Raw genomic sequence first — 17,538 nt, forward strand, 5'->3', positions numbered from 1 at the left:
AGCTTGCAGTTTAATTCGTAAAAATTTCACTGTTATTTCTAAAAATCACTGTAATTTAACATCAGAAAGCAATTTCTTACGATGAAAAATAGAAGCAAATGTCGTGTTATTTTCCTGCTTTATTTTTCCGACTAATTTTTTGCATTATTTCTGCAATATTTTGCATTAACTTCTTTGCGATTCAGCCAAACTCTACTATAATTTCGGCTTCGTTGCCCACGTGGCGGAATTGGTAGACGCGCATGGTTCAGGTCCATGTGCCTTAGGGTGTGGGGGTTCGAGTCCCTCCGTGGGCACCAAGCATTAAGTTTAAAAATCCCATTAGTTCGCTAATGGGATTTTTTTTGCCTTTTGCCTTCATCGCAAACTAGTGAATAGCCTAACCGTGATGCTTCTGCACTCGCATCAACAATTGATCAGGACGCAGGCCATCATAATCTTCAAATGGTTGATGTATCCATGGATTACCTACCAAGTACTCAATAGCGTAATCAGGAACAATCGATGATGCGGCCTTTTGCCAAATCACTGCCGATTTAACTTCGGTCACTGCACGGAAATGCTCAGTTAAATGAGCCGTTACCGCTTGCAAGGTCACGCCAGTATCGACCAAATCATCCACCACTAAAACACGACCAGCTAAACTACCGCTGGTCATGGTGATGTGCTTTGCAATATCCAAAACACCTTGTTGCGTTCCAGATTCAGCGCGATAAGAACTTGTGGATAAAATCGCCAATGGCACATTAAATATACGCGACAACACATCGCCAGGCCTGAGCCCGCCGCGCGCTAAACATAAAATCTGATCAAACTCCCAACCAGATTCATAAACACGCAAAGCTAATTTTTCAATCAGGCGATGATACTCATCCCACGATACCCAAAGATGCCCATCAGTTGTATCCGACAAAGACATTAACAACCTCAGGCAAAAGGATGACGCAATACAATTGTTTCTTCACGGTCAGGACCAGTCGAGACCATATCAATCGGCACTCCAACTAATTCTTCAATCCGTTTAATGTAGTTACGGGCATTCACTGGCAATGCATCCAAGCTCTTTGCACCAACGGTACTTTCAGTCCAACCTGGCATGGATTCATAAACCGGAACGCAGCGCGATGCCTCTTCGGCGCCACTTGGGAAAATATCTGCAGACTTACCGTCTACCGTATAACCTGTGCAAATTTGCAAAGTATCAATACCATCCAATACGTCTAACTTGGTCAGACACATTCCTGAAACGCCATTGATTTGTACCGAACGCTTCAACAAAGCAGCATCAAACCAACCGCAACGACGTGCGCGGCCAGTGACAGTACCAAACTCACAGCCAACTGACGACAAATGTTTGCCAACACCATTTTCTGATGTCAATTCGGATGGAAATGGACCTGAACCAACCCGGGTTGTATACGCTTTGGTAATACCCAAAACATAATGCAACATGCTTGGACCAACGCCAGAACCTGCTGCTGCATTACCTGCGACACAATTGCTTGAGGTAACAAACGGGTAAGTACCGTGATCAACGTCCAACAAACTTCCTTGCGCACCTTCAAATAACAAACGCGCACCGCCTTTGTATGCTGCATATAGAGCACTGGATACGTCAGCCACCATCGGCGCAATGCGTGGCACTTGCGCTAATGTGTCATCCAGTGTTTTTTGGAAATCAACCGCTGGCGCATGTAAATACTGAGTCAAAACGAAATTATGATAATCCAAATTTTCACGTAATTTTTCCGCAAAACGCTCTGGATTTAACAAGTCGGCAACACGAATTGCACGACGTGCCACTTTATCTTCGTAGGCTGGGCCAATCCCTTTACCGGTAGTGCCAATTTTAGCTGCGCCACGCGCTGCCTCACGTGCTGCATCTAACGCAGTGTGGTAAGGCAAAATTACTGGGCAAGCTTCAGAAATTTTAAGGCGCGACTCAACCTCAACACCGTTTGCTTGCAATTTATCGATTTCACGCAATAAATCCGGCACAGATAACACAACGCCATTGCCGATATAGCAAGCAACGCCAGCTCGCATAATCCCTGACGGTATTAATTGCAATGCAGTTTTTTGACCACCGATGACTAACGTATGACCGGCATTATGGCCACCTTGGAAACGAACTACGCCTTGCGCGTGATCCGTGAGCCAATCAACGATTTTTCCCTTGCCTTCATCGCCCCATTGGGTGCCTATGACAACAACATTTTTTGCGGTATTAATTTGTGACATCGCTTAACCTAACTTTTAAGTATCCAATTTCCATTTTCAAATACGACGGCGCGATTGCAGTCGAATTCGTCTAATTCATTTTTGTGACCCGGCAAACTCTGGATCACAATTTCACCCTGCTTACGTAATTGCGCTATCTTTTCACGTAAACCCACTTCTAAACCCCAAGGAGCCATAATCGCATCTTTGCGCTCGGCACCAGGTAACAACCGCGCCAACTCGCGCAAATCCAAAGAAAATCCTGTTGCAGGTCTGGCTCGCCCAAACGACTCACCAACATGATCATAACGCCCGCCTCGCGCTACCGCATTTGGCAAGCCATGCACATAGGCCGCAAAGGTAACTCCACTATGATAATGAAGACCGCGCAAATCCGCCAAATCTATCGTGACTTCCGCATCAATATCTGAAGGTATCAATGATACTAAGAAAGCCAACTCATCTAAAGCAGTATTAATTTCAGGCAGTTTAGGCAAAATTTGGCGAGCTTGCTCCAAAACATTCACATCACCGTATAAATTTGGCAAGGCCAGTAATGCATTGCGAGTCTGCTCAAGAAAATCAGTGGAAATTTCTTTCAATCCAGGAATATCTTTAGTTTCTAACAACGCGTACAATGCTAATTCCGACTGTTTGGCAAGCGGATCCTGCGCCAAAATTGCACGTAGTACCCCAACATGACACAAATCAAGGCGAACTTTTGTCATACCTGCTAACGACATGGAAGCCAACAATAATTCCTGAATTTCCACGTCAGCCTCCAAGCCCGCATGCCCATATATTTCCGCGCCAATTTGCAATGGTTCACGGGTCGCATGTAAACCAGATGGGCGTGTATGCAACACACTCCCTGCATAGCAAAGACGAGTTACCGAGTTGCGATTGAGTAAGTGCGCATCAATCCGAGCCACTTGCGTTGTCATGTCAGCCCGCACCCCAAGAGTACGGCCGGATAATTGATCAACCAATTTAAAAGTACGCAAATCTAAGTCTTGACCAGCGCCACACAACAATGACTCCAAATACTCCAGCATGGGTGGCATGACCAATTCATAGCCGTACAATCTAAAAAGATCTAACAGACGACGTCGTAACTCTTCAATCTTGCGCGCTTCTGAAGGCAAGACATCGGCAATATTTTCGGGGAGAAGCCAATTCGGCATGATGACTCAAAAAAAGTAACAAAATAAACGTAGCACAAGCCCGAAGTTTTTAAGCTTTGGGCTTGTGATGACATCACCAACAATGACAGGACTATTTACCTTGTCCTGGAGCCTTAAAGTATTTAAAGAACTCTGAATTTGGATCTACTACCAACACATCATTCTTAGTTTTAAAGCTTGCTCGATAAGCTTCCAAGCTGCGATAAAATTTATAAAATTCCGGGTTTTGCCCGAATGCCTGAGCATATATCCGACTAGCGCGTGCATCACCTTCACCACGTAAATTTTCAGCATCGCGATAAGCTTCGGCCAAAATAACGGTACCTTGCTTATCAGCATCAGCACGAATTCGCTCAGACTCAGCATAACCAGTAGAACGTAATTCATTAGCAACCCGAGTGCGCTCAGCTTTCATCCGACCATAAACCGACTCATTAACCGTATCAATATAATCAATCCGCTTTAAGCGCACATCAATAATATCTACGCCAATTTGCTTAGCCTCAAGCGATACCTTAGCACGTAATACATCCATTACTTTGCTGCGGTCGCCTGAAATAACATCGCGTACTGTCAACTTAGTAATTTCATCGTTCAGCGCAGCTTTAACAATTTGATTCATCCGGTCTTTAGCGCGCTGCTCATCGCCACCAAAACTAACGTAATACAATTTTGGATCGGTGATGTGCCACTTAACAAATGAATCCACCAAAATATTTTTCTTTTCTGCCGTAATAAAACGATCAGCTTCAGGTGAATCAATCGTTAAAATGCGCTTATCCAAGAAAACTACATTCTGAAATGGTGGTGGCAATTTAAAATGCAGTCCCGGCTCACTGATAATTGTCTTCATTTCACCCAATGCAAACACAATTGCAAATTGGCGCTGATCAACAACAAATACCGTAGACGAAAAAACTAATAGGGCAATAATTACGGCGATTCCGGTAGAAATTAGCTTATTCATTATCTGCCCTCCCGATCACGTGAATGATTATCTCTGGCACGCAACAAATCATTCGCATTGGTGACCTCCTGCGCAGGAGGAATACCCACCGATTTTGGAGCGGCGGCATCAGGTGATAAAGTTTGTCCGATCAATTTATCGAGCGGCAAATAAATCATATTGTTACCGTTTTTGGTATCAATCATCATTTTGGTTGTACTGGTAAATATTTGCTGCATGGTTTCATAATACATACGGTCACGCGTAACCGCTGGCGCTTTCTGGTACTCAGTCAAGACTTGTTTAAAACGCGAAGCATTACCTTCAGCGTTAGCAACCACACGAGCCTGGTAAGCCTGCGATTCTTCCTGCAAACGTGCCGCAGCGCCACGTGCCTTAGGAATCACATCATTCGCATAAGCTTGGCCTTCATTTTTTTGACGTTCGCGATCTTGACCAGCTTTAACTGCATCATCAAAAGCTGCCTGAACTTGCTCTGGCGGCTGCACACCTTGCACAGTAACGTTAGTTACTTGCACGCCAGACTTATAACGATCAAGTATTTCCTGTATTAACTGGCTAACATCAAATGCGACTTTTTCCCGGCTCCCGTACAAAACAAAATCCATTTTATTACGGCCAACCACCTCGCGAATTGCTGTTTCAGCGACCTGTTTAACCGTGCTTTCTTGTTCGCGATTATTAAAAATCCAGTCTGGTGCGCTCTTCAATTTGTATTGCACTGCAAATTGAATATCGATGATATTTTCATCGTCAGTCAGCATCAATGCCTCTTTAGGTTGCTTATTTTTTGCATTGGACTGATAACCAACTTCAGCAGTACGTACTTGTGAAACATTCACAATTTCGTGACTTTGAATTGGGTAAGGCAAACGCCAGTTAAACCCCGAAGTCGTTTCATGGCTAAATTTACCGAAAGTCATCACCACGCCGGTTTGGCCTTCTTGCACCACAAAAGATCCGCTAATTAACCAAAGTAATAGCAAAATGATGACAATTAACCCCGCGCCCATTTTTGCGCCGTTAGAATCTGGGGAACGCCCACCACCGGAACCTGCGCCCTTGCCACCGAACATGGTATTTAATTTTTGATTAAAGTCACGCCATAAATCCTCAAGATCTGGCGGTCCATTGGAAGGTGTATTGGGTTTATTTCCATCATTTTCATTGCCTGAACCGCGTCCCCATTTAGGGTCGTTCAGGGAAAATATTGCACCCATTTTTTTTAAAAGTGAAACAACCATTCTGCGATCTTCCGATTGAGGTTAAGAGCGGGGTGATTTTTTCAAATCAACTACATTAAAACGTGATCAAATTCTATTGTGTAACATCAAACCTGATGCGATTCATGATCGGTCGATTCAACACTTGGAGGTCCAAACCCAAGTTGCGCAGCGAATTCAGCAAGCGCCACGCGCAATTCAGTAAGTCCCTGCCCTGTTTTGGCGCTCAAAAAAATACGTTGTATTTTATCATACTCATCGCGATCAATTCCCGCACTTAAATCGGCAACATCAATCTTGTTCCAGACCAAGAGCTGAGGAATATGATCCGCGCCAATTTCTTGCAAAACTTGATTTACTTGCAAAATTTGATCTAAGCGTGCCGGACTTGCTGCATCAACAACATGCAAGAGCAAATCAGCATGAATTGTTTCTTCCAACGTAGCACGGAATGCAGCCACTAACTGATGCGGCAATTCACGAATAAATCCAACGGTATCTGAAACGACGATTTGCCCTGCATCACCAAGATATACACGGCGCGAGGTAGTATCTAAAGTGGCAAATAACTGATCTGCCGTATACGCACCCGCCTTAGTTAGCACATTAAATAAGGTTGATTTTCCAGCATTTGTGTAACCGACTAGCGAGACTGAAAAAACTCGACTGCGGCCTCTGGCACGTCGTTGCGTTTCGCGTTGGCGCTGTAATTTAGCCAGCTTATCTTTCAACGCTTTAACTCGATCACCGATTAAGCGGCGATCTGTTTCTAATTGAGTTTCGCCAGGACCACGCAAACCAATCCCACCTTTTTGTCGCTCCAGATGGGTCCAGCCGCGGACTAAGCGCGTTGCCAAATGCTGCAGCTGGGCAAGCTCGACTTGCACCTTACCTTCATGGCTTTTAGCGCGTTGAGCAAAAATATCAAGGATCAGGCTGGTGCGATCTACCACGCGTATTTTTAGATGTTTTTCTAAATTACGCTGCTGCGCTGGACTTAAAGCATGATTAAAAATAACGATTTCAATCTCATGATCAAGAACGGCATGTGCAATTTCATCAGCCTTACCACTACCTACAAATAATGCTGAATCTGGACTAGATCGTTTGCAAGTAATAGTGGAAATTGGTTTAGCGCCCGCTGAAAGAGCCAATAATGAAAGCTCTTCCAAACTAGAATTAAAATCTGACTTACCAAAGTCCACCCCTACTAAAATTGCACGGATGTTCGATTCAATTACTTTACTCAGGCTCAGACTCCGTAGGCAAATTTACTGCTCGCGCAGGAACCACCGTTGATATTGCGTGTTTATAAACCATTTGTGTGACCGTGTTACGCAGTAGAACTACGTATTGGTCAAATGATTCAATATGACCCTGCAATTTAATTCCATTCACAAGATAAATTGAAACAGGGATATGTTCTTTGCGTAAAGCGTTTAAAAATGGGTCTTGTAACAATTGCCCTTTGTTGCTCATAGCAGCTCCATAGTGTTGTTGTAGTGTGGAGTTGAGGACATTTTGGCATTTTTCAATGCCTGTCCAAAAAACTACAGTGGTAAGTATATACGAGCAAAGCGCTCATATTCTATAAAAACTTAAGTTTATGCTTATTTTTCAGTTTTTGAAAAGGGGTTTTTACTTGATTTCATTTCAATACGTAACGGAGTACCAACCAGCGAGAAAGTCTCTCTGAAATGTTTTTCCAGATAACGTTTGTAAACATCGCCCACACCATCCAACGCGTTACCATGAATAACAATAATTGGTGGATTTTGCCCGCCTTGATGCGCATAACGCAGCTTAGGACGTATCGACCCCTTACGTTTTGGCTGTTGATGCTCAACCGCTTCAATTAAAGCACGCGTCAATTTTGGCGTAGAAAGGTTTGCTGTCGCTGCGGCATAAGCCTGAATAACCGATTTCATCATCGGTGCAATTCCAGATGTTTTTAACGCGGATATAAAATGAAATTTAGCAAAAGATAAAAAGCCTAATTTACGTTCAATATCACTCTTAATTTCATCACGACGATCACTTTGCAAGCCATCCCATTTATTCACACCGACCACTAAAGCACGGCCAGACTCTAAAATAAACCCCGCGATATGCGCATCTTGCTCAGAAATATCTTGTTGCGCATCGAGTAACAATAACACAACATTGGCTTCTGAAATAGATTGCAGTGTTTTAACAACTGAAAACTTTTCAATCGCCTCAAATACTTTACCGCGCTTACGGATACCAGCAGTATCAATTAAGGTGTAGTTCTGCCCGTCACGCTCAAATGCGATTTCGATAGAATCTCGGGTAGTGCCCGGCATATCGAATGCAATAACACGCTCTTCGCCCAACAAAGCATTCACCAAGGTAGATTTACCGACATTAGGACGGCCAACAATCGCCAATTTAATGCCACGATCCTGGCTATCCGGCTCTTCTTCCTCAGTACGCTGAGAAAAAGCTATGTCCAATGCTTCGATCACTAAATCAGAAACTCCGTCACCATGTGCGGCAGAGATTACGTAAGGATCACCCAAACCTAATTCATAAAAGTCAGCTGTAACGGAGGTGTATTTCATTCCTTCCGCTTTATTTACAACCAGCATTACTGAACGGCCTGATTTGCGTAAAAAGTCGGTGATAGTTTTGTCATGTGGAGTTAGACCTTGTCTTCCATCCACAATAAAAATAACGACATCCGCTTCCGCAACAGCTTGTTTAGTTTGCTTTGCCATTTCATACATAATTCCTTCTTTAGCGACTGGCTCAAAACCACCTGTATCGATAACTAAAAAAGGGCGATCGCCCACCCGACCTTCACCGTAGTGACGGTCACGAGTTAAACCAGGCATATCGGCCACTAATGCATCACGTGAACGAGTAAGCCGATTAAACAGCGTGGATTTGCCGACATTTGGTCGGCCTATAAGTGCAATTACCGGCTTCATTAAATCAATCAATCGCAAAAGCGACGATTTCCCCTACCTTTGTTTGAAATACTACGTTAGCTCCAGCTACGATTGGTGTCGCCACAATGGCGCTACCATCAGTACTAGTCCGAGCTAAAAAAGAACCATCTTCACGAGAAAGAAAATGAACATAACCACTCATATCGGCAACAGCAACTGCCTGACCAAATGAAATTGGAGTTGAAAGACGGCGATATGCCAACTTATCATTTTTCCATTCACTTAAGCCTGCACTGCGACTAAACGCATTTACCGTACCTTTATCATCTACAGCAAATACAAACCGCTCATCAACACTGACGCCCATGTCAGTAGAGAGGGCTTTACCCCAACGCATCACACCTGTTTTCACATCAAAACAAGATACTTTACCTTGGTAGGCAGATGCACAAACATCAGAGCCCAAAACAACAGGAACACCCGAAACATCGGCAACCCGCTCCAGCTCGGTCGCTCCGCGTGGCTCTCCAACGGCAGCTTCCCAACGCACACTGCCGCTAATCAAGGTAATCGCAATTAACTTACCACCAGGAAGGCCAACATAAACACTGTTATCAGCAATTGCCATGCCAGCGGCACTACGTAAAATCAGCGGCGGCAAGGTGCGCTCAACTACCCAGCGGCGTTTGCCGGTAACGCTGTCATACGCGGCAATGTGGTTATCAATGCTACGCACCACGACAACTCCGCCACCAACAACAGGTGTCGACAAAACCTCACTAGAGGCTTGCGCTTTCCAACGCAACTTACCATCTAAATCATAAGCTAGTAATACACCTTTTTCACCAACAACTGCCAGCGTAGAACTATCAGCACCGACGCCTGCCGTCAGTGGCAATTCGGCTTCAACTTTCCATATTTCACGGCCAGTTGCATTATCGAAGCGAAATATATTGCCGTTAGCAGCTGCAGTGAAAATACTATTTTGCACAGCGACTGGAGCAAATACGTAATCACCAGATGCACCCACATTCGCAGACCAAACAGCTTTGATGGACATGCTTGACTTGAATTCAACTAAGGCCGCAGGTGGATTTTTTGGCTCTTTAAACATCGAACATGCTGTCAAGCAGACTGCAGCACTAACACACATCAACTTTATAGCTCTACGCATATATGTTCTCATCAGCTTAATTATTTACCACTTTCAATTGCCACTTTCGCTGGCGAGCCACCGATAGCATCAAGTTTCAACTGAATCAATTGGCGACCAGGATTTTTATCCGTGCTTTTATCTATAGCCAATTGGTAAGCAGTGCGTGCCTCATCGGTTTTATTCTGTGCTACGAAAATATCACCTTTTCTATCAGCTACAGCACTTGCCAGCTCAGCAGGAAAATCACCGGACAACACCTTCAACGCATCGTCATACGATTTTTCATCTAATAAAATTCCAGCCAAGCGAATTTTTGCTAACGATTTGAATTCTGCTGTTTTGCCGTGCTCTTGAACCCACATTAATTGTGTTTTCGCGGTTTTTAAATCATTCGCCTCAAAAGCATTTTTTGCAGCCAACATACTCGCCATCTGAGCATAATCAGTACCAGCAAATTTATCTTGCACATCAGTTACTGCGCGCAACACTTTCACCTGATCTTTGTCATGAATTGCTTTTTGCATTTCTTCATACAACAGAGATGCTTGTCCGGCTTGCTTAACCTGATAAATCCCCCATGCTTTCCATGCAGAGAATATCGACAAGACAATTATCAGTGTCCATGTGATTAAATTGCCATATTGCTTCCACCATGCTTTAAGAGATTCTAGTTGCTCTTGTTCTTCGTGATCGTATGCCATGTATATGTCTGCTTATTGATAAATTAATGATGTGTATGATTACAATTTTCATGGTCATGATGGTCATTCCCCGCAATTTGATCGACCAAATAATCAACCACGGTATCAAATGGCACTGTTGCCTGATTGTTTTGTTCAGCATCTCCACGCAGTGCTTTTACAATCGCAACACCCTGAGCAACCTCATCTTCGCCAACGATAATAGCAAAAGACGCTCCACTCGCATCAGCGCGTTTCATTTGAGATTTAAAACTACCAATACCTGTGATAGATGCGCAATGTAGCACAACATCCAAGCCAGCATCACGTAATCTTTCAGCTAACACAAAAGATTGCATTTGAGCGTCTGCACCTTGGTGCACCAAGTAGACATCACATTGACTTGGCTGATGGGCTTCACCAGCCGATTTCATCAGCTCTAAAATACGCTCGATTCCCATCGCAAAACCACAGGAAGGTGTTGGCTTACCACCAAACATAGTGACTAAGGTATCGTAACGACCACCAGCGCAAATCGTACCTTGCGCGCCTAACTCATCCGTTACCCACTCAAAAACAGTGCGATTGTAATAATCCAAACCGCGTACTAAACGATTATTAATCGTAAATGGAATGCTGTTGTGGCGCAAAATTGCCTGGACACCTTCAAAATGTGCCAGAGATTCAGCACCAAGATAATCAAGCAACTTTGGTGCGGCATTTACCATTGCCTGCATCGCTGGATTTTTGGTATCCAAAATCCGCAACGGATTTGCATACATACGACGCAACGCTTCCGCATCCATGATCTCTTTATGCTGATCAAGATAAATAATCAAGTCGGCGCGATGTTTATTGCGCTCTTCGGCATCACCAATCGAATTCAATTCCAGGCGTACGTCTTGCAAACCAAGATCATCCCACAGCCGCTGACACATCATAATCAGTTCAGCATCGATATCAGGACCTGTAAAGCCCAACGCTTCAGCGCCCATCTGTTGAAATTGCCGATAACGACCACGTTGCGGTCTTTCATGACGGAACATCGGTCCGGTATACCACAAGCGCTTCGGGCCTTCGTAGGTCAGATTATGCTCAATGACAGCACGCACCACGCCAGCGGTATTTTCGGGCCGCAAGGTGAGCTTATCGCCATTCATCGAGTCTTCAAACGAATACATTTCTTTTTCAACGACATCCGTCACGGCACCCAGGCCTCGCGCAAACAACGCCGTTTGTTCGACAATCGGAGTTCTTATTTGCTGAAAGCCGTAACTCTTAAATACCGATTGCGCAGTATTTTCAAATAATTCCCATAATGGGGCGTCGGCCGGAAGCATGTCATTCATGCCTTTCACGCCGACGATTTTTTCTAACTTCTTATTTTCGGACATACGACTAAAACCTAACCATAATGAGACTGCACATAAGTTAAAACGATTTGCTGAAATTCTTTTGCAATGTTTTCACCGCGCAAAGTGACTGTTTTTACGCCATCAACAAAAACCGGAGCTGCCGGAGACTCACCTGTTCCCGGCAAACTAATACCAATATTGGCATGCTTGGATTCACCGGGACCATTCACGATACATCCCATTACTGCCACATTCATCGCCTCAACGCCGGCAAACTGCGTTTTCCAAACAGGCATTTGCTCACGCAAATAAGTTTGAATATCATCGGCCAACTCTTGAAATACTGTGGAAGTAGTACGGCCACAACCGGGGCAAGCGATAACCATTGGCGTAAATTTACGCAATCCCATTGTTTGCAAAATTTCTTGACCAACTATAACTTCTTTACAGCGATCACCGCCCGGCTCAGGTGTCAGCGATATCCGTATTGTGTCGCCAATACCCTCTTGTAATAGTACGGACAATGCCGCCGTAGAAGCAACGATTCCCTTGCTTCCCATACCAGCTTCAGTCAAACCCAAGTGAAGCGGATAATCACAACGGCGCGCTAATTCGCGGTATACAGCAATTAAATCTTGCACCCCAGATACTTTGCACGACAAAATAATTTTGTCACCAGCCAAACCTACTTGCTCGGCACGCTGCGCATTTTCTAAGGCTGAAACGATTAAGGCTTCATACATCACGGACTGTGCTGACCAAGGTGAATTGCGCTGTGCATTTTCATCCATAATGCGCGCCAATAAACCCTGATCTAAACTACCCCAATTCACCCCTATGCGCACCGGCTTGTTATAGCGCGCTGCAATTTCTATCATTTGCGCAAATTGGGAATCACGCTTAGCACCCTGCCCTACATTCCCAGGGTTAATTCGATATTTTGAAAGCGCTTGCGCACAATCAGGAAATTCTTTTAATAAGGTATGCCCGTTGTAATGAAAGTCACCGACCAACGGCACGTCCACGCCCATACGATCAAGTTGTTCACGAATGCTAGCTACCGCAGCAGCAGCTTCTTGCGTATTCACCGTAATGCGCACCAATTCCGAACCGGCACGCGCCAATTCTTTGATTTGAATTGCAGTACCGATGGCATCAACGGTGTCCGTATTCGTCATCGACTGGATCACTATTGGAGCATCGCCGCCGACAATAACTTGCCTATCTCCATGCGCAATGATTACTGAACGACTAGTGCGTCTTTTTATAGCACCAGAAAGAATAGGTGAACTCTCATTATTTTGTATCATTACGACATTCACTTAACACTTAAATTAACAACATTGCTGCCGTTTTGTTTTTGCAAAACCAAATTTTGCCCGCGCAGTTTTGCCTCGACGCCAGGACCATTGCCTATAATTAAATTTAGCGGCTGGCTCACATTAACGACTTCTTCAGTACCCGCCTTATAAAGGTGTGAAGACACGGCACTACCATCTGAATGCTTAATTTGCACCCAAGAATCCTGCTTAAAACTCAACACCAGGGAATCATCAGGATTTATATTCTTTGTTTCTGTTTTTTGCACTGGAGTTACTGGCAAAGATTCATTTGCAGATACTGACGCCGGCACTTGTGTAGGAACAGAAGCTGACACAGGCGCAACACTAGCCTCTGCTACCGGACGCGAAACGCCAGACGGGCTTATACCTACTGAAGGTGAGTTGGCTTCTAGCGTTGCAGGCATCGCAATATGAGTATCTGGCTGCACAGTTAATACATCAGCATGCTCTGCTTTGCTTTCTACACTGACAGGCAAAATACTACGAAATAAATGAAACAATTCGGCCCGATATACAAAGACTGCCAGCAAAACTAAAAACGCCAAGAATAAGCCGCCAAAAACTCGCTGTGATCGGTTGTTTTGTCGCCCCAGCCAAGGCATGCGCCCAGTTGGAAACGGAGTGTCAAGCAACGGCCTATCCACAGCTTTAACCGGCAGCTTAGCAAACTCGAGCGATAACTCCTCTAGTAACGGAGCAGCATCGAGTTTTAATATTTTGGCATAAGTTCGAACGAAGCCGCGGACTGTAGACAGATCAGGCAAAACGGCATAGTTTCCCGCTTCTATTTCAACAATTTGGCGCGTGGACCACTTTAATTGACCTGCGATCTGCTCAATAGACAGGCCTTGCTGAGTCCGAGCAAACGCTAGCCGCTCTCCGACACTCATGGCATTTGATGCGTGAGTTGATTGGCTTGCACCAGATTCAGACACGATGGCCAGTTTAACACCCTCACTCATCAAACGCTCCACGTTGGAACTTCGCATACTCATCTGATTCAGGGAAACGTCGACGCAATTGAACAACCAAACTTGATTCAGAGATTAAATCGTTTAATTTATGGTCAATCTTAATCGCCAACCACAACACCTCAGGCGTATAAGCTTCCACTTTAATAAGCCTGTTTACGTAGAATTGGCCACGCGTCCAATCTTGTTTTTTATAACTTAGATGCGCTAAGTTCAAATTTGTCGTCGCATTATTCACATCAAAACGCAGTGCTTGAGCAAAGTAACTTTCAGCCAAGACATCGTCTTTCATTTTCAAACTACACAAACCGGCATTATTCAGCGCTTTAACTGGCTGAGTGTAAGTCCTATCTTTAATTACTCGGTCAAACATATCCATCGCCTGTTTTTCTTTACCGTTTTGGCACAAAAACCAGGCGTAATTACTGGTGTGATCTGGATTGTTCGGAGCTAGTTTCATCACCCGTAAAAAATCTTGTTCAGCCAAATTGTTTTCTTGCATTTGCATATAAACCACCGCGCGTACACCATACGCATCAGCCAGAGTGGGATCAATTGATATTGCATTATTCAACTCTTTTAGAGCAACTGGAAATTGATCTTGCTGTAAATAGCTGATGCCCAGCTGCAAACGAATTGCAGCGCGTTTTGCATCGCTGCCTTGTACTTGCCCATCATTGACCGAAGGAGAACCAAGTTTCGGCGCATCATAAGTTGTCGTGCATGCAGTCAAAATTCCAGACAAAATCACACAAAAGCATATCCTACGCCAAAAATTTCTCATTAAGTAATCTCCACGATCCGACCAAAGTTGGAACCGAATTTTTTTTGATATTCGGCTTGTTTTTGCATTCGTTCTTGTACTCGGGTTCGATCTTGCACTTCGCCGGCTAACTGTCCGCACGCCGCATCAATATCATCACCGCGAGTTTTACGTATTGTAGTTACCAATCCACCGTCTGACAAAATCTGCGCAAACGCTTTAATACGTAAATTATTCGACCGCTTTAAACCAGATTCAGGAAATGGATTAAACGGTATTAAATTAAACTTGCATGGCACATCACGCACTAACTCAAGCAATTCGCGCGCATGATGATCGCCATCATTTACTCCCTCTAACATACAGTATTCGAAGGTAACAAAGTCACGCGGCGCAAATTCCAGATAGCGCTTGCATGCTGCCATCAATTCAGAAAGAGGATGTTTCTTATTCAGCGGGATTAACCCGTCACGCAACACATCATTGGATGCGTGCAAAGACACTGCAAGTGCAACCGGGCATTCTTGCGAAAGCTTATCTATCATCGGCACAACGCCGCTGGTAGAAAGCGTAACGCGACGCCGCGATAAACCATAGGCATTGTCGTCCAACATTAACTTTAAGGCGGTTACGGTTGGCTCAAAATTCAATAGCGGCTCGCCCATTCCCATCATGACCACGTTGGTAATTTGACGCTCACCTTTTTGGCCAGCAATCATACCTTTAGTCTTGCGCAATTCAAACTCGGCCATCCACAACTGACCAATAATTTCTGCGACAGTCAAATTGCGATTAAAACCTTGCTTTCCAGTTGAACAAAACCGGCAATTTACAGCACAACCCGCCTGGGTTGAAATACACAAGGTACCGCGATTTTCCTCTGGTATAAATACCGTTTCAATCGCATTGCCCTGCCCCACATCCAACAACCATTTACGGGTGCCGTCTGTAGATGTGTGATCACTGATAACGGCAGGCGAGCTAACACAAGCCCGACCCGCCAACTTATCACGCAATGACTTGGCTAAATCGGTCATTGCTTCAAAATCACTTACACCGAATTGATGTATCCAACGTTGTAGCTGCTTTGCGCGAAACGGCTTCTCACCCAACTCACCGCAGTAAGCGATTAGTTGAGCTGGATCCAAATCCAACAAATTGGTGATTGCCGTCATTTACTTCTCTCAAATCTATAAAAACTTTTACATTACAGCTACAACGAATTCAATTCAGTACATTAATTCAACTTAGGAATTAACGTGAATAAACGCTCAATGCTGGAAAAAAATATGCGATTTCAATGGCAGCCGCTTCAACAGCGTCAGAACCATGAACTGCGTTTGCATCGATTGAATCAGCAAAATCAGCACGAATTGTACCTTTTTCAGCTTTTTTAGGGTCGGTTGCACCCATCAAATCGCGATGTGCCAAAACAGCGTTGTCGCCTTCTAAAGCTGACACCATAACTGGGCCAGAAATCATGAAAGTAACCAAATCATTGAAAAATGGACGTGCGCTATGCACAGCGTAAAAGCCTTCAGCTTCAGCGCGTGATAATTGCACCATACGTGCAGCAACAATCTTCAAACCAGCTGTTTCAAAACGACTGTAAATTTGACCGATTACGTTTTTCGCAACTGCGTCAGGCTTAATAATAGATAAAGTGCGTTCAATTGCCATGTAAAACTCCAATAAAATGAAAGGGCTAAGGGTAAAAAATAAAATTCATCTAACCCGAGATTTTAACATAAATCTACTAACTTACTAATTAAATGACCTACACAATTCATTGCCTGATAACAATTTTTTATTAATTTTACATTTATCAGTCAATTCTCTTCAAATTCAATTATGTTATGCTTATACACTATTAGGTAACTTAACCGAGGAACAGAAAATGAGTCAAAACTTGGAACAATCGATTGTATATGGTAACGACGGCGCGCTAATTCGCCACCGGGTTCTGCGCAACACTTACTGGTTGCTCGCCTTATCCATGATTCCTACCGTGCTCGGCGCCTGGATCGGCGTTGAAATGAACTTTTCTTTATTCCCAGGCAGGCCCGGCATTTCATTCATGGTGTTCATGGCGATTGCCTTCGGCTTTATGTTTGCCATAGAAAAAACCAAAGAATCCGCTCTGGGTGTTGCCGTTCTGCTGGGCTTCACGTTCTTTATGGGCTTAATGCTGTCGCGCTTAATTAGCTATACATTAGGCTACACCAATGGTGCGTCGCTTATTATGACGGCATTTGGCGGAACCGCGACTATTTTGGCGGTGATGGCAAGTATTGCAACAACCTCCAAACGTGATTTCTCCGGCTTGGGTAAATGGCTGTTTGTTGGCCTGATGGTAATTATTGTGGCGGGTATCGCGAATATTTACTTACAATTACCGGCACTGTATTTAACTGTTTCGGTTGTTGCTATCGGTATATTTTCTGCCTACATTCTTTATGATGTACAGCAAATCATTAACGGCGGCGAAACCAACTACATTTCAGCTACATTGCGTATTTATTTGGATGTGTACAATATTTTCGTTAATTTACTGTCATTGCTTGGTATATTTGGTGGCAATAGAAACTAAAGCAAACTAATCAGTTGCACCGTTGATGAAATAAAAATGCCGACAAATGAACTGACCCCATTTAGTTGGACAGATTAATTGCTAGGCTACCGAGGGCTGATTTCTGTATTGCACAGGACTCAGCCCTTTTAATTTCAGTTTAATGCGGTCGTAATTATAGTAGCGAATATAGTT

At 44.1% G+C, this 17,538-nt stretch carries 18 protein-coding genes and 1 tRNA gene; 2 read left to right on the plus strand and 17 right to left on the minus strand.

Features of this window, described 5'->3' with window-relative positions; translation table 11 throughout:
* Nucleotides 1-214 precede the first annotated feature (214 nt).
* Nucleotides 215-299: transfer RNA gene (locus S2091_RS17305), tRNA-Leu, on the plus strand.
* Nucleotides 300-379: 80 nt separating this feature from the next.
* Here S2091_RS17305 and S2091_RS17310 read toward each other — a convergent pair.
* From S2091_RS17310 to ndk, 16 genes are all read right to left on the minus strand, one after another.
* Nucleotides 380-919: a phosphoribosyltransferase gene (locus S2091_RS17310; RefSeq protein ID WP_207769739.1), complete on the minus strand. Its 540-nt coding sequence runs from the start codon at nucleotides 917-919 to the stop codon at nucleotides 380-382.
* Between the two features lie 8 nt (nucleotides 920-927).
* The gene (locus S2091_RS17315) at nucleotides 928-2,241 is read right to left on the minus strand and encodes an adenylosuccinate synthase (RefSeq protein ID WP_105533205.1); all 1,314 of its coding nucleotides are present in this window, start codon (nucleotides 2,239-2,241) and stop codon (nucleotides 928-930) included.
* 8 nt (nucleotides 2,242-2,249) lie between these two features.
* Complete coding sequence (locus tag S2091_RS17320) at nucleotides 2,250-3,404, minus strand: ATP phosphoribosyltransferase regulatory subunit (RefSeq protein WP_105533206.1); 1,155 nt, start codon at nucleotides 3,402-3,404, stop codon at nucleotides 2,250-2,252.
* 91 nt (nucleotides 3,405-3,495) lie between these two features.
* The gene (gene hflC, locus S2091_RS17325) at nucleotides 3,496-4,371 is read right to left on the minus strand and encodes a protease modulator HflC (RefSeq protein ID WP_105533207.1); all 876 of its coding nucleotides are present in this window, start codon (nucleotides 4,369-4,371) and stop codon (nucleotides 3,496-3,498) included.
* Nucleotides 4,371-5,615 carry an FtsH protease activity modulator HflK gene (gene hflK, locus S2091_RS17330; RefSeq protein WP_105533208.1) on the minus strand — a complete coding sequence of 415 codons (1,245 nt, stop codon included), beginning with the start codon at nucleotides 5,613-5,615 and terminating at the stop codon, nucleotides 4,371-4,373. Before hflK ends, hflC begins: the two co-directional genes overlap by 1 nt.
* Nucleotides 5,616-5,701: 86 nt before the next feature.
* Complete coding sequence (gene hflX / locus S2091_RS17335) at nucleotides 5,702-6,820, minus strand: GTPase HflX (protein WP_105533209.1); 1,119 nt, start codon at nucleotides 6,818-6,820, stop codon at nucleotides 5,702-5,704.
* Between the two features lie 16 nt (nucleotides 6,821-6,836).
* Complete coding sequence (gene hfq, locus S2091_RS17340; protein ID WP_105533210.1) at nucleotides 6,837-7,073, minus strand: RNA chaperone Hfq; 237 nt, start codon at nucleotides 7,071-7,073, stop codon at nucleotides 6,837-6,839.
* A 131-nt stretch (nucleotides 7,074-7,204) separates the two neighbouring features.
* Nucleotides 7,205-8,545 carry a ribosome biogenesis GTPase Der gene (der, locus tag S2091_RS17345; protein ID WP_105533211.1) on the minus strand — a complete coding sequence of 447 codons (1,341 nt, stop codon included), beginning with the start codon at nucleotides 8,543-8,545 and terminating at the stop codon, nucleotides 7,205-7,207.
* Nucleotides 8,546-8,549: 4 nt separating this feature from the next.
* Nucleotides 8,550-9,620, minus strand: a complete 1,071-nt coding sequence (gene bamB, locus S2091_RS17350) for an outer membrane protein assembly factor BamB (RefSeq protein WP_243405472.1) — start codon at nucleotides 9,618-9,620, stop codon at nucleotides 8,550-8,552.
* Nucleotides 9,621-9,700: 80 nt separating this feature from the next.
* Nucleotides 9,701-10,363, minus strand: a complete 663-nt coding sequence (locus S2091_RS17355; RefSeq protein WP_105533213.1) for a YfgM family protein — start codon at nucleotides 10,361-10,363, stop codon at nucleotides 9,701-9,703.
* Nucleotides 10,364-10,386: 23 nt separating this feature from the next.
* Nucleotides 10,387-11,736: a histidine--tRNA ligase gene (hisS, locus tag S2091_RS17360; protein WP_105533214.1), complete on the minus strand. Its 1,350-nt coding sequence runs from the start codon at nucleotides 11,734-11,736 to the stop codon at nucleotides 10,387-10,389.
* Nucleotides 11,737-11,747: 11 nt separating this feature from the next.
* On the minus strand, nucleotides 11,748-13,007 hold the full coding sequence (gene ispG / locus S2091_RS17365) for a flavodoxin-dependent (E)-4-hydroxy-3-methylbut-2-enyl-diphosphate synthase (protein WP_105533215.1): 1,260 nt from the start codon (nucleotides 13,005-13,007) through the stop codon (nucleotides 11,748-11,750).
* Nucleotides 13,008-13,015: 8 nt separating this feature from the next.
* Nucleotides 13,016-14,002, minus strand: coding sequence for a helix-turn-helix domain-containing protein (locus S2091_RS17370; RefSeq protein ID WP_165795018.1), 987 nt, complete (start codon nucleotides 14,000-14,002; stop codon nucleotides 13,016-13,018).
* Nucleotides 13,995-14,762, minus strand: coding sequence for a type IV pilus biogenesis/stability protein PilW (gene pilW / locus S2091_RS17375; RefSeq protein ID WP_165795019.1), 768 nt, complete (start codon nucleotides 14,760-14,762; stop codon nucleotides 13,995-13,997). Before pilW ends, S2091_RS17370 begins: the two co-directional genes overlap by 8 nt.
* Before the next feature lie 32 nt (nucleotides 14,763-14,794).
* On the minus strand, nucleotides 14,795-15,949 hold the full coding sequence (gene rlmN / locus S2091_RS17380) for a dual-specificity RNA methyltransferase RlmN (RefSeq protein WP_105533218.1): 1,155 nt from the start codon (nucleotides 15,947-15,949) through the stop codon (nucleotides 14,795-14,797).
* 79 nt (nucleotides 15,950-16,028) lie between these two features.
* Complete coding sequence (ndk, locus tag S2091_RS17385) at nucleotides 16,029-16,454, minus strand: nucleoside-diphosphate kinase (RefSeq protein ID WP_105533219.1); 426 nt, start codon at nucleotides 16,452-16,454, stop codon at nucleotides 16,029-16,031.
* Nucleotides 16,455-16,671: 217 nt separating this feature from the next.
* Between ndk and S2091_RS17390 the strand changes: the two genes are divergently transcribed.
* Nucleotides 16,672-17,364, plus strand: a complete 693-nt coding sequence (locus S2091_RS17390; RefSeq protein ID WP_105533220.1) for a Bax inhibitor-1/YccA family protein — start codon at nucleotides 16,672-16,674, stop codon at nucleotides 17,362-17,364.
* Between the two features lie 81 nt (nucleotides 17,365-17,445).
* Here S2091_RS17390 and S2091_RS17395 read toward each other — a convergent pair.
* The coding region (locus S2091_RS17395; RefSeq protein WP_133166869.1) for an IS3 family transposase at nucleotides 17,446-17,538 on the minus strand (93 nt) is incomplete at its 5' end.

Origin of the sequence: Solimicrobium silvestre, assembly GCF_002976435.1 — a bacterium.
Lineage (GTDB): Bacteria > Pseudomonadota > Gammaproteobacteria > Burkholderiales > Burkholderiaceae_D > Solimicrobium > Solimicrobium silvestre.